We start from the raw sequence: 13,205 nt of genomic DNA, 5'->3' as shown, positions 1-13,205 counted from the left end.
GATTATTGAAAACGGATTGACTTGGTTGGTGATATCTTAGCAATAATATATGAAGGAATCAGTAACATTAACAAACACAATAACATTGTTCCTATATTAAGGAACACAATATACCCTATATCAATATAAACTGGTGCGGTACTTACATAATATGTTTCTGGATTAAGTCCTACAACCCCATATTGCTCTTGTATAAGGAGTAAGCCTATACCAATAAGATTACCCCAAAATAATCCTCTCAGAATCAAATATGAAGCATTATAAAGAAATACTTTTCTTATGCTCCAATCACTAGTTCCTAAAGCTTTCAAAATCCCAATCATAGGTGTTCTTTCTAAAATTAAAACCAATAAAGCAGTAATCATATTGATTCCAGCAACCAAAATAATGATTCCAATAATTCCAATAATATTAAGGTCGAATAATTTTAACCACTCGAAGATTGTAGCGTATTTTAATGAGATTGTCTGGCTATCCAAGGTAGAGGGGATATTTTCATAGATTTCCTGTCCTTTTTTATCGATTTGATCAAAATCATCAATAAAAACTTCAAAATTACCAATCTCATCTGGTTTCCATTTATTCATTTTTACTACATGCCTGATGTCTGCAAAAAGGAAAGTTTCATCAAACTCTAAAAATCCTGAATTATAAATCCCAACAATCTCAAAGGCTCTTATAAAAGTTTTTGAAGTTGAAGTTGTATTTTTCTTCAAAAAATAAGTAATCACTTTATCTCCAACACTAAATCCTAAACGATTTGCAATATGTGAAGACAATAAAATCTCTTCATTAAGCGCTTTTGTAAAATCAGGTATTCTTCCTTCTACAAGATATTCTTTAAAAGAATCCCATTTATAATCTTTACCCACTCCTTTAACGACCACACCATCAAAATCAGATACTGTGCGTATAAGTCCCATCTTGGTTGCTACCCCTTGCATATGAACAATTCCTTCAACTTCAGAAAACTCAGGGTAGAACTTTTGATCAGAAGATATCGGTATAAGAGATTCTACACTACTATTATTATCAAAACTAGAAATTAATATATGTCCATTAAATGCAGCAACTTTTTCTCTTATTTTACGTTGTAGTCCTACGCCAGTAGCTACCGTAATTAACATCATGATCATACCAATAGCAATAGCAAAAATTGCAATTTTTATAATTGGAGTTGAAATGCTACTTTTATGTTCCTTACCTTTGATGAGGCGTTTGGCAATAAAATACTCGAAATTCAAGCTTAACTATGGTTTTTGTTAGAAATGCATTCAAAAATACATTTTTATTCCTTTTCATAATTTTTATTTCTTGTGTAAGTGGAATAAAAACAACTTTACCCCCTCCTTCAATAAAAATTGAAAATTCAATTTCTACAGCATATATTGCTCAAGATACTACAAAAATTCAAAATCCTATTATAGTTGGAGCTAATCTTACCGATGATTATATTCCGATTTTAGAGAATAAAAAAGTAGCTATAGTAGGAAATCAAACTTCTGTTATCTTTAAAGATAGTATAACGAATCAAAATTATGTGCATCTTGTCGATTCTTTACTATCTCGAAATATTAAAATCCAGAAAGTATTTGCTCCAGAACATGGTTTCAGAGGGAAAGCTGATGCAGGAGAATTAGTAGCTGATAGTAAGGATATCAAAACTGGACTTCCTATTTTTTCTCTACACGGAAAAAACAAAAAACCATCTAAAGAAGCTTTATCCAATATAGATATCGTTGTTTTTGACATTCAAGATGTAGGAGTTCGGTTTTATACTTATATTTCGACATTACATTATGTAATGCAGGCTTGTGCAGAAAACAATATTCCTATTTTAATATTAGATCGGCCTAATCCTAATGCGCATTATATCGATGGTCCTATGCTTGAATCTGAGCATTCAAGTTTTCTGGGGGTACATCCAATACCATTAGTTCATGGTATGACTATTGGGGAATATGCAAAAATGGTAAATGGCGAAGGTTGGTTGGGAAAAGATTTAACCTGTGAGATCAATATTATTCCTGTTAAAAACTACACTCATACTGCTTCATATAGTTTACCAATACGACCTTCACCCAATTTACCTAATGATAAAGCTATCAATTTATACCCTAGTCTTGGTTTTTTTGAAGGTACAACCATAAATGCAGGTCGTGGTACCGAAACACAGTTTCAAATTTTTGGTTCTCCCGACTTAGCTATAGAAAAATATGATTATGCATATATCCCTAAACCAAATTTTGGCTCTAAATATCCTAAACACAGAGGTGAAGTATGTTATGGAAAAGATTTAGGAAAAAATAAGCAATTAGATTCTATAAATCTGGAATGGTTAATTAACGCTTATAACAATACCACTGTTAAAGAAAAATTTTTTAACACTAAATCGTTCACTATTCATGCAGGAACAAAAAAACTACAAAAGCAGATTGAACAGGGTCTCACTTTTCAAGAAATTAGAAATACTTGGGTAGAAGGGCTCCAAAAATTTAAGATTATGAGAGAACAATACCTCATCTATCGATAATATTTGCAAATCATAAAAACCCCATTTTCAGGGGTATTAACGAGCAGAAGAATTAATACATTTGCTTATGTTAAGATTTTTACTAAAACTATTTACGGTTTTTTTATTTTTTTGTTCAATTGGTTTATATGCACAAGTGAAAGAGAAAGAAACACCTTTATCTCACTCAGAGTCAAAAACATATACAGCCCAGGAAAAAATAATCTCTCAAGCATTCCAAGATCTTGATACAAAAAAAGATAGAACAGCTTATATTATAAGTCATAAAATCTTAAAGGAAACCAAATACAGAAAAATAAAATTACAAGCTTATATAAATCTCGGAGTTTATTTTAATGAAAGAAATTTGGGAGATTCTGCTTTATTCTACGGAAACAAGACATTACAAATCATTGGTAAAAGAAATGATTCAATCTTCATACAAGGAAAATCATTTGCATATAATATAATAGCGCTTTCATATGCTCACAAAGGCCTATTTGAAGAGGCCAAAAAGTGGCATTTAAAAGGGTTAGAGATCGTCAAAAAATTTAAGACAAAAAGGCAATATTATGTAAAATTACATAATTTGGCAATGATGGAACTCAAACTGGGCAACTATGATGATTCAATAAAGCTTTTTAAAACTTGTTTGGAGTATAAAGAAAAGCCGGATTTTACATTTATGATTTATAATAATCTTGCCAATGCATATGCTTCTAAAGATAATTATAAAGTTTCGATGTCTTACTTAAAAAAATCTCTTGATTTTTTCAAAAACAAAGAAGCTTCGAGAATAAAAACTTCAATTTTACAAAATATAGGTGCTTTATATCACCTTATGGGAGATTACGACAAAGCTATTGAGTATTATTATAAAGCATATCCTATAGCCAAGGAAACAGAATTTCATAGAGCACTTATTGATATCCTAACTAATATCGGTTTAGTTTATCAAGATAAAAAAAAATATAGTGAAGCTAAAAAATCTTATGATGAAGCCTTATCTATTTCAGAAAAGTTAGGCTTTCTTGATAAACAGATTATAATATATAATAATCTCAAAGAAGCTGCTGTAACTCAGAAAAATTATAAAGATGCCTATTTGTGTCTTAAAAAAGAGATAAAGATCAAAGATTCAATAAGTAAATTACAAAAGAGCAAAGATCTTAATGAACTAGAAGTGAAATTTAATACTCTTCAAAAAGAAAAAGAAATAAAAGTCCTGCAAGTTGAAAATGCAAATCGAAAATTGGATTTAGGAAATCAAGAAGAAGCAATCAAAAATCTTAAATTACAACAAGAGATTGAAAAAAAAGAAACTCAGAACAAGATTTTATCTTTTCAGAATGCTTCAGAAAAAAAACTTAATGAGATTAGATTGCTAAAAAAAGATCAAGAGATTCAAGAATCTAAATTAGCCAGACAAAAAAGTATTAAAAATAGTATCTTGTACTCTTTTTTGGTTCTTCTTATCCCGGTTATTGGTTTATTGTTTACATACTATCAAAAACTTCAGGCTCAGAGTGAATTAAATAAAAAACAAGAAGAAATAAGTGAACAAAAAATTTCTTCTCTAATAAAAGATCAGGAGTTAAAACTAATTAAAGCGTCTATTAAAGGTCAGGACAAAGAAAGAAAACGTATTGCGTTGGAGTTACACGACAGTATCGGTGGTAATCTTGCTGCTATAAAGTTACAATTGAATAACACTGTACTTAATGGAAATAGAAAAACAATAACAACAATTAACAACCAATTAGATGACACTTATGAGCAGGTGCGTAACTTATCACATAACTTAATACCTAAAAAATTTAGTAAAAATAACTTTTGTGATGTACTTGAAGAGTATTTTAATAATATTGGTGGTACGACTAGTCTAAGTACTTTTTTTGTGGCATACCCAAGAACAGAAATTGATCTTTTAGACGAAACCTTGCAAATCGAAATTTTTAAAATTGTTCAGGAACTTATTACCAATACTATCAAACATGCCAAAGCCACTTCTGTAGAACTTCAATTAAATCTGGTAGAAAATATGATAAATGTACTATTCGAAGATAATGGTATTGGTTTTAACGCAAAAAACAAGGCTACTGGACTTGGTTTTGAGAATATTAAAAATCGATTAAAAAAAATATCTGGTACTTTTCATATTGATTCCAGAATTAATAGAGGTACTATTATAGATATAGAAGTTCCAGCATTAACAGCAATTAACGGTAAAGTAAGCTATAGATCCTAGACTACCTATTGGTAAACAGGATTAGGGTTGTGTATAGCAAATTTCATCTAAACCTAATTACAAAAATAATAAACCAATGAAATATAATTTAATAATTGCAGATGACCATAAAATGTTCTTGGATGGTTTACTAAGCATTCTTAACTCAGAAAAAGAATACAATATTTTATTAACTGCCAAAGATGGTAAACATATTGCAAAATACCTGGAAATTAATCCTGATGAAAAAATAGACCTTATTATCACCGATATTTCTATGCCTGAATTAGATGGTATTTCTCTCAATAAAATTATAAAGGAAAGAAAAAAACCTACTAGAACATTGGTAGTTAGTATGCATAACGATGCAGACATGATTGATAACCTTATTGAACATGATGTAGATGGTTATGTGCCAAAAAATGCTGAAAAAGAAGAGCTGCTAAAAGCTATAAAAACCATACTTAAAGGAGAAAAGTATTTTTCAAAGGAAATAAAAGATATTTATCTGGAAAACAAATTCTCTAAGAAAAAGCAAGAAGAAATTAAATTAACACAAAGAGAAATTGATGTTATTACTTTAATAGCACAAGAATTTACTACTCAAGAAATTGCAGATCAATTATTTTTGAGTAAACATACCATCGAAAGTTATAGAAAAAATCTTATTGCTAAACTTAATGTTAGAAATCTGGCAGGATTAACCAAGTATGCTTTAAAAATGAAGTATATAAAACCTTAAATATAATTTAGGCTTGTATAACGAAACCATATCTATAAACCTATCAGGTTTTATAGTAAAGTCAAAATTTTCTATAATAGAAAATTTTGACTTTACTATTTTTGATATTTTACTTATATCAACATAAGTATAGATTCTCTAATACTGAAGTTTACCCTTTATTCCCAAACCCCTCACCCAAACGATAACTCAAAATAATTCCGTGTGTATTATTAACCGGTGTATCTCGTAATGCCTGATTGTAATTGTATAACAATCGTAATCGATTAGAAATATAAAACCCTGCAAGAAAATTCATCGAAGAGCTTGTTCGATAACCAGCACCAATTTCTATTTTATTTTTGTAGTTCACAGTAGCATTAATATCTACCTGAATTGGTGCTCCAGAGACATATTTAACCAAAACACTGGGAGTTATTAATACTTCTTCAAAACGTGTAGCAAAAAAACGATACCCTGTATATGCATAATATGGATTCTCTAAATTAATATTATCCTCAGAAGACAAAGAATTCCCTAATAAATTAGGTGCAGAAACACCAAAGTAAATATGCTCTCGATTATATAAAACACCAGCTCCCAAAGTAGGAACAATAGTATTTATATTACTTTCAAAATTTGGATCATTAGGAATTCCCAGCGATAGCAAATCTTCATTATAAAAAATCACTCCAGCGGTAATACCAAAAGACAAAACATTAGGATTGTAAGACCACCATCTCGATCGGTTGTAATTATGATCAAAAATCAATTTATACGAATAAGCTCCAAATACATTAGTGGTTGTAGTCACTCCAACTTGATCACTTAAAACTCCTGCACCTAGCCCCATATTATTAGAACGTAATGGTGAATTGAGCGTTAATCCAAAATTTCGTGGACTGCCATCTACTTGATTCAAATATCCTCTATTTGTAATAGTGATATCAGAATCAGGATAAAAACCGGCATGAGCTGGATTAATAACCACTGTATTGTAATTATAATTTGCAAAAACCGGAGTTTGCTGGCCAAATATTGGGCACAAAAATCCTTTAGATAGTATTGCAACTATCAATATTATATATACTTTTTTCATGAATTAACGCTTTAAAACAAGGAAACCGGTTTGCTTTTTTAAGTTATGAGAACCTTCTATTTTTATATTGAAGAAATATGTCCCCTCGGGTAATTTATCTCCTCCCAAACTTCTCTTTCGATTAGCAATTCCTCTAAAAACCCTTGACGTATTATTATATCCTTCAACTTCAAAAACTATATCTCCCCATCGATTATATATCAATACTTTATTGTCAGGGTAATTTTCAATATTATAAATCTCCCAATATTCATTGATTCCATCACCATCTGGTGAAAAACCATATCGTGTTTGATCTTCTGGTTGTGCTTCTACATAAATTGTAACCGTATCTTCTTCAATACATCCCTGATCACTTGTAAAAAGAACCGTATAGGTTGTCGTTTGATTTGGACTTGCTACAGGATTAGCAATATTAGCATTGGTAAGACCAGTTGAAGGTGTCCAAACATATGTTCCATTATCAGAAGCGATTGCATTTAACTGTATTTCCTGCCCTTGTGTAATTTCTTGATCTTCCCCTGCTTTTATAGTACATATTACAAGGTCGTCATTATCTTCTATAACAACATCTTGCGCTGTAGTCGTTCCAAGGGTAATACCTGTAGATGGATTACTAATCGTTAGTGTAGCTGTTTCTGTACCTTCTACAAGAGCATCATCAACAATAGTAAAAGTTACTGTACTTGTAGTCATCCCATCAGGAATAGTAATAGTCGTATTACTTAAGGCAAAATCTGAAGCCGTAATTCCTACTCCTGTGGCAGCAATATCAATAGTCTGAGCGCCTACAACGGCTATCGAAGAAGTAGCTGTAACTGTTATTACTGTCCCTGCTGCTTCTGTACCTGTATCTGTTGAAACAGAAAGATTGACTGTAGGGATAGGTGCTGAATCATTATCTGTAATAACAACATCTTGCGTTGTAGTCGTTCCTAGAACAATACCTGTAGATGGATTACTAATCGTTAGTGTAGCTGTTTCTGTACCTTCTACAAGAGCATCATCTAGAACCGTAAAAGTTACTGTACCTGTGGTCATCCCATCAGGAATAGTAATAGTCGTATTACTTAAGGTGAAATCTGAAGCGGTAATTCCGGTTCCTGTGGTAGCAAGATCAATAGTTTGAGCACCTACTACAGCTGAAGAAGAAGTAGCCGTTACCGTTATTACTGTACCAGCAGATTCTGTACCTGCATTTGATGAAACTGAAAGGTTAACTGTAGGGATAGATGCTGAATCATTATCTGTAATAACAACATCTTGCGTTGTAGTCGTACCTAGAGCAATACCTGTAGATAGATTACTAATCGTTAGTGTAGCCGTCTCTGTCCCTTCTACAAGAGCATCATCTAGAACCGTAAAAGATACTGTACCTGTGGTCATCCCATCAGGAATAGTAATAGTCGCATTACTTAAGGTGAAATCTGAAGCTGTAATTCCTACTCCTGTGGTAGCAAGATCAATAGTTTGAGCACCTACTACAGCTGCCGAAGAAGTAGCTGTAACTGTTATTACTGTCCCTGCTGCTTCTGTACCTGTATTTGACGAAACTGAAAGACTCACTGTAGGGATAGGTGCTGAATCATTATCCGTAATAACAATATCTTGCGTTGTAGTTGTTCCTAAGGTAATACCTGTAGACGGATTGCTAATCGTTAATGTTGCCGTTTCTGTACCTTCTACAACAGTATCATCAACAACAGTAAAAGTCACTGTACCTGCGGTCATACCATCAGGAATAGTAATGGTACTATTACTTAAGGTAAAATCTGAAGCCGTAATTCCTACTCCTGTGGCAGCAAGATCAATAGTTTGAGCGCCTACTACAGCTGCCGAAGAAGTAGCTGTAACTGTTATTACTGTCCCTGCTGCTTCTGTACCTGTATTTGACGAAACTGAAAGACTCACTGTAGGGATAGGTGCTGAATCATTATCCGTAATAACAACATCTTGCGCTGTAGTCGTTCCAAGGGTAATACCTGTAGATGGATTACTAATCGTTAGTGTAGCTGTTTCTGTACCTTCTACAAGAGCATCATCAACAATAGTAAAAGTTACTGTACCTGTGGTCATCCCATCAGTAATAGCAATAGTCGCATTACTTAAAATGAAATCTGAAGATGTAATTCCGGTTCCTGTGGTAGCAAGATCAATAGTTTGAGCACCTACTACAGCTGCCGAAGAAGTAGCCGTTACCGTTATTACTGTACCAGCTGCTTCTGTACCTGTATTTGACGAAACTGAAAGGGTTACTGTAGGGGTAGGGCTAAGTGTTCTTACATTATCTATATGATAAATTTCCCCTTGATTTCCCACACCATCTTCTAAGAATAGATATACATCATATGTAGTACCAGCTGCTAGTGAAGAAATTGTTTCTTCGACATCTGTATTGGCAATATTCATTAGAAAATTTCCATTTGTAGTCGCTCCGGTTCCATTTAGAATATTATCATGATCTGGAGTTCCAGAAAAATTACCTGGATAAACAACATAATGTATCGTTCCTGTTTCTGGTCCATTAACAACCAGTGTAAATCCAGATATAGTTTCATCAATTGCTTGAGGGTATCCAGTATTTAATGGTATTGCATAATGATCTCCACCAAAAATCACATATGCTTCTCCAGTTCGTTCTGTACTTCCTTCCGGTATTTCATTGGGGCTCCCAACGATAAAGTCAGCAATCCCATCCCCATTAACATCACCATCACCACTTACAGGCCTTCCAATATTAGATGTTCTAAGGCCAGGAATAACAAATCCATTAGTCCCGTCAAGAGTACTTTCATCTATAGGGTCAGGAAATCCTGTAGTACTTCCAAATATGACATAGGCATCATGGTCTAATCCTCTTCCCCCATAACAAGCTATAAAGTCATTAATTCCATCCTTATTTACATCCCCTACTGAAGCTGAAGTCAAAAATCCAGGAATTCTAAACCCAAGAGTATTATCTTCAATACTACTTAATGGTATATAAGAAGGAAAACGTGGTTCAGTTCGTTCTTTCCCAAAAATTGCACTTTGTTCTGAGAAAAAATCATCAACTCCATCACTATTAATATCACCCAAAGTTCCTGTAAATACCAGAAAACCACCTCCCGAGTTATCAATAGCAAAACCATTTGTTCCATCCAGAGTATTCAAATCCTCTAATGGGTCAAAAGATGCTCTTCCATAAAGTAAACGTGTCCTTTGTCCTCCTGTTGCCAGAGTTCCTCCACTAGACCATTCTCCTATTATGATGTCATTATAGCCATCTTGATTAATATCTCCTGCTCCTCCAACTTTAAAGCCAGCTCTTGAGCTACTAAATGAACTGGTTCTAAAACCATTTATTCCATCTAACCATGAAAGATCAATACTTAAAGGGAAATTTTCTGATCTTCCAAATACAATTCCAGCACTGACTGAAAAAAAACTTGGGTGTCCTATAACAAAATCATTTCTACCATCACCATTCACATCTCCAAGAGCTCTAATTTCACTTCCTCGCATTTCAATTCTAAAACCATTTATTCCATTAATATCATTAATATTTGATTCAGCATCAAATGGGTCTCCAATAGGTTTTCCATATATTACTAAAGCGATTCCTGAAGCGCGAATAATCAAATCATCAATTGAATCCCCATTAATATCTCCTACTCCTTCAACAGAACTCCCCATTCGAGTACTGCCAACTATTCCTTTAACAACAAATCCATTAGTCCCGTCAAGAGTAGTAATATCAAATGTAGCAGGAAAACCAACATTTGTCCCAAAAATAATATATGCAGCACCAGCTAGATCTAATCCATCAATATCTGCATTATTCACTCCAATGCCAATGTCCTCGAAGCCATCACTATTAATATCTCCAATGAAAGTAGTTTCAGCCCCAAACTGAGATTCTGGATCAATCCCCGGTATTCTAAACCCGTTAATACCATTAAGAGTAGTAGTATCAAAACTTGCCGGGTATAACTGCTGGGCAAAACTATTGCTATTTATAAAGTAATAGATTGTACACAGTACTATATATGATAAAGTCTTATTATTCCTTTTTATATTTCTCATCCTTGAAAAAAAATGTTTATGACAAAACTATATTTTCCATTAGAATTAATACTCACTATAAGTAGGGTTTTACCACATGTAAACGTCCCCCTGTTTTCAGGGTATGCTTTTTCACTAGAAAAGGTGTTTCCATCCTGATGCTTCTCTCTCATCTTTGTACTGTGATTTTATGGTCTTCAAAACAAGTATCAAAAACATAGATATAAGAAGTCATTTATAAAATCACAAAAGAAAAAATAAGTACTAACCCTTTAAAACTAAAAATCATGACTTGGGGAATCACATTAATTTTATTAAGTATTATAGCAGTACCATCATTATTATTATCTAAAAAACCAAATGCAAAAGAGCTTTTAGAAAAAATCGAACCATATCAAGGTTGGATTGGGCTTATATTTTGTTTCTGGGGTGTATGGGGAGTAATCAGTTCTATCTTAGGTATAGGTTGGTTAGCAACATTTCCTATTAGATGGTCAGTTTATTTAGCAGGAAATGCGATAGAAGCAATCCTAGGTTTCATGTTAGGCTTTGGTATGATCAATAAACTTGTATTATCCAAAAATGAAGCAGCCAAAGAAAAAGCTAACCAGTTAAGAGAAAAATTAGCACCTAAACAAGGTAAACTAGGAGTTTTAGGTTTAATCATAGGTGCTTTGATGATCGTGTTATCATTTTTACCTTACTAGAGAAAGTATAAGCTATACAAAACCGCAAACCGTTCATTTTCATTAAAAAAACAGATAATTACATCTGTAATTTCTTAGAAAAACTAAACACTATGATCATATTTGGAACAGGTTCTTCAACTATTCAACCTAAAAAATTAGAAGGAGGGAATTGCCCGTATTGTAATACAGAAAATAATATGTGGATACAGGGATATAAAAAATATGTTCATGTGTTTTGGATACCATTCTTTCCCATCGGAAAAAAAGTATACTCAGTTTGCGGTCATTGTAAAGGAGCATTTGAAAAAAATGAGATACAAAGTCAGGAATTGATACAGAGTTTTGAATATTCAAAAAATAATGATATCAAAACTCCATGGTATCACTTCATAGGGTTAGCCATTTTATTAACAGGTATTTCTTTACTTACCATTCTATCTTATTTAAGGTAAAATCTAGATAAACCAAAAAAATATTTACGAAATGAAAAAAATCGTTTTTATAATACTCCTAACAGTTACATCTGTTATATCGCAAGAAAATACTAAAACTATAACGATAATAGGAGAAGCCAATAAGCAAATAGAAGTTAATACCTATTCTCTTACCATTTCGCTAAAGCAAATTGTTGCAGATGGATATCAACAACTCGAACCCAAAAGCTTATCACAGGTTAAACAATTATACAGTGATAAGTTAAAATCCATAGGAGTTGATTTTAGTAAGTTTCAAAAGAATGTCCTCTATCAGCTGTATTCTTCTTACTCACAAGTAAGTGAAATTTCGCATTACAATTATGTAACAACTTCTGAAGAAGAGATGGTAGAAATCATTAAACAGAAGATGAATGGTTTAACAATCATACAGGTCGAAGCAAAAGCCAAAGAAAAAAATAATACAGAATTGGCTGCTTTAACACACACTGCAATTGAAGACGCTAAAGTGAAAGCTAAAAAAACTGCAGATCTTCTCAATAAAAAATTAGGGCATATTATAAAAATTGAAAACCCTAATTCTAGAACGCAATACATAAATATGTATAAACCAGATGAAATACAAAAACATCTTGTAACCGTAACCTTTACAATTGAATAATAAAAAAGTGTGTAACACAAATTAGTTAATAAATTAAAATCATAAAAATGAAAACAAAAATTTTAGCCTTAGTCTTAGTCATTGCTCTTGGAAGCAGTTTCAACACTCAAGCACAAAAACTAAAGAAATTTGGCGGTTTAACCGAAAAAAAGATTGGACCTAAAACTATAAAAGTGCCTTATACAGATATTGTATCTTATATGGGATATGCCTCTCCTGGTAACGAAGATGAAGTAAAAGACGGTAAGAAATTCTATTACATTTATGTATGGGTTCCTGCTGTTGCTCCAGAACTAGGTGTGAGAATGATGTCACCTGTAGGAAAAACTAAAATCAAAAAAGCAATAAAATCAGCAGCATATACAGAAAATGCAAAGTCAACTGATTATTTTGACACCTATATTACTTTAGAACGTTCAGATATCGTTAGTAAAGATAATATTAACGAGGGTGCAGTAAAAAGTGCTAACTGGGTTACCTTAGAGCGTAACGATGACAGCGGTGAGATGCCAAAGCAACCAAGTGGAAGCAGTTATAACTCTCTATTAAGATATAAAAGTGAAGCAAGTGATCCTCTTAAAGCACTAACTGTTGGATTGTATCGTATCGGTTTTACTACATACAAAACTGGTGAGGTAAAAGGTACTTTTCTAGCAGAAGTTGCGGCTCCTATCAAATTACCAGGAGTAGTAATGGCAAAAACTATCGAAGACTTAAAAAAGGGGCTATAAAACGTAAATTGGAATAGTAGCACCTACGGTTATTCCTATGTTTTTTAGACCAAAAAATATGGGAATAACCTCTTTTTTTTTAGTCTT

The 13,205-nt window shown here is 32.7% G+C and carries 10 protein-coding genes; 7 read left to right on the top strand and 3 right to left on the bottom strand.

The features are described 5' to 3' along the window. Nucleotides 1-2: 2 nt before the first annotated feature. On the bottom strand, nucleotides 3-1,244 hold the full coding sequence (locus tag ATE84_RS09435; protein ID WP_101447727.1) for an ABC transporter permease: 1,242 nt from the start codon (nucleotides 1,242-1,244) through the stop codon (nucleotides 3-5). A gap of 8 nt (nucleotides 1,245-1,252) precedes the next feature. Here ATE84_RS09435 and ATE84_RS09430 point away from each other — a divergent pair, with 8 nt between their 5' ends. From ATE84_RS09430 to ATE84_RS09420, 3 genes are all read left to right on the top strand, one after another. Beyond that, nucleotides 1,253-2,533, top strand: a complete 1,281-nt coding sequence (locus ATE84_RS09430) for an exo-beta-N-acetylmuramidase NamZ domain-containing protein (RefSeq protein WP_101447726.1) — start codon at nucleotides 1,253-1,255, stop codon at nucleotides 2,531-2,533. A 67-nt stretch (nucleotides 2,534-2,600) separates the two neighbouring features. Further along, nucleotides 2,601-4,760 (top strand): tetratricopeptide repeat protein, encoded by a 2,160-nt coding sequence (locus ATE84_RS09425; protein WP_101447725.1) that lies wholly within the window; start codon nucleotides 2,601-2,603, stop codon nucleotides 4,758-4,760. A gap of 76 nt (nucleotides 4,761-4,836) precedes the next feature. After that, complete coding sequence (locus ATE84_RS09420; protein ID WP_101447724.1) at nucleotides 4,837-5,481, top strand: response regulator transcription factor; 645 nt, start codon at nucleotides 4,837-4,839, stop codon at nucleotides 5,479-5,481. A 151-nt stretch (nucleotides 5,482-5,632) separates the two neighbouring features. On the opposite strand, the gene ATE84_RS09415 is transcribed toward ATE84_RS09420, so the two are convergent. Next, nucleotides 5,633-6,559 carry a type IX secretion system membrane protein PorP/SprF gene (locus ATE84_RS09415; RefSeq protein WP_101447723.1) on the bottom strand — a complete coding sequence of 309 codons (927 nt, stop codon included), beginning with the start codon at nucleotides 6,557-6,559 and terminating at the stop codon, nucleotides 5,633-5,635. A 3-nt stretch (nucleotides 6,560-6,562) separates the two neighbouring features. Beyond that, nucleotides 6,563-10,624, bottom strand: coding sequence for a gliding motility-associated C-terminal domain-containing protein (locus ATE84_RS09410; protein WP_101447722.1), 4,062 nt, complete (start codon nucleotides 10,622-10,624; stop codon nucleotides 6,563-6,565). A gap of 266 nt (nucleotides 10,625-10,890) precedes the next feature. Here ATE84_RS09410 and ATE84_RS09405 point away from each other — a divergent pair, with 266 nt between their 5' ends. The 4 genes from ATE84_RS09405 (at nucleotide 10,891) to ATE84_RS09390 (ending at nucleotide 13,118) form a co-directional block, all read left to right on the top strand. Beyond that, complete coding sequence (locus ATE84_RS09405) at nucleotides 10,891-11,310, top strand: hypothetical protein (RefSeq protein ID WP_101447721.1); 420 nt, start codon at nucleotides 10,891-10,893, stop codon at nucleotides 11,308-11,310. Between the two features lie 92 nt (nucleotides 11,311-11,402). Further along, nucleotides 11,403-11,744 carry a zinc-ribbon domain-containing protein gene (locus tag ATE84_RS09400; RefSeq protein WP_101447720.1) on the top strand — a complete coding sequence of 114 codons (342 nt, stop codon included), beginning with the start codon at nucleotides 11,403-11,405 and terminating at the stop codon, nucleotides 11,742-11,744. A 31-nt stretch (nucleotides 11,745-11,775) separates the two neighbouring features. Continuing rightward, entirely contained in the window at nucleotides 11,776-12,387 is a 612-nt protein-coding gene (locus ATE84_RS09395; protein WP_101447719.1) for an SIMPL domain-containing protein, read from the top strand. A 47-nt stretch (nucleotides 12,388-12,434) separates the two neighbouring features. Further along, entirely contained in the window at nucleotides 12,435-13,118 is a 684-nt protein-coding gene (locus ATE84_RS09390) for a Lipl32 family lipoprotein (RefSeq protein WP_101447718.1), read from the top strand. Nucleotides 13,119-13,205: the final 87 nt, after the last annotated feature.

Source organism: Aquimarina sp. MAR_2010_214 (assembly GCF_002846555.1).
Classification (GTDB): domain Bacteria; phylum Bacteroidota; class Bacteroidia; order Flavobacteriales; family Flavobacteriaceae; genus Aquimarina.
The sequence above is the reverse complement of the archived record's forward strand: the minus strand, read 5'-3'. Positions and strand labels throughout refer to the sequence as shown.

Bases quoted from the DNA above. Each gene is read 5' to 3' on its own strand.
- ATE84_RS09415 (WP_101447723.1), bottom strand. From the start codon at position 6,559: ATGAAAAAAGTATATATAATATTGATAGTTGCAATACTATCTAAAGGA.
- ATE84_RS09430 (WP_101447726.1), top strand. From the start codon at position 1,253: ATGGTTTTTGTTAGAAATGCATTCAAAAATACATTTTTATTCCTTTTC.
- ATE84_RS09420 (WP_101447724.1), top strand. From the start codon at position 4,837: ATGAAATATAATTTAATAATTGCAGATGACCATAAAATGTTCTTGGAT.
- ATE84_RS09405 (WP_101447721.1), top strand. From the start codon at position 10,891: ATGACTTGGGGAATCACATTAATTTTATTAAGTATTATAGCAGTACCA.
- ATE84_RS09400 (WP_101447720.1), top strand. From the start codon at position 11,403: ATGATCATATTTGGAACAGGTTCTTCAACTATTCAACCTAAAAAATTA.
- ATE84_RS09410 (WP_101447722.1), bottom strand. From the start codon at position 10,624: ATGAGAAATATAAAAAGGAATAATAAGACTTTATCATATATAGTACTG.
- ATE84_RS09425 (WP_101447725.1), top strand. From the start codon at position 2,601: ATGTTAAGATTTTTACTAAAACTATTTACGGTTTTTTTATTTTTTTGT.
- ATE84_RS09390 (WP_101447718.1), top strand. From the start codon at position 12,435: ATGAAAACAAAAATTTTAGCCTTAGTCTTAGTCATTGCTCTTGGAAGC.
- ATE84_RS09395 (WP_101447719.1), top strand. From the start codon at position 11,776: ATGAAAAAAATCGTTTTTATAATACTCCTAACAGTTACATCTGTTATA.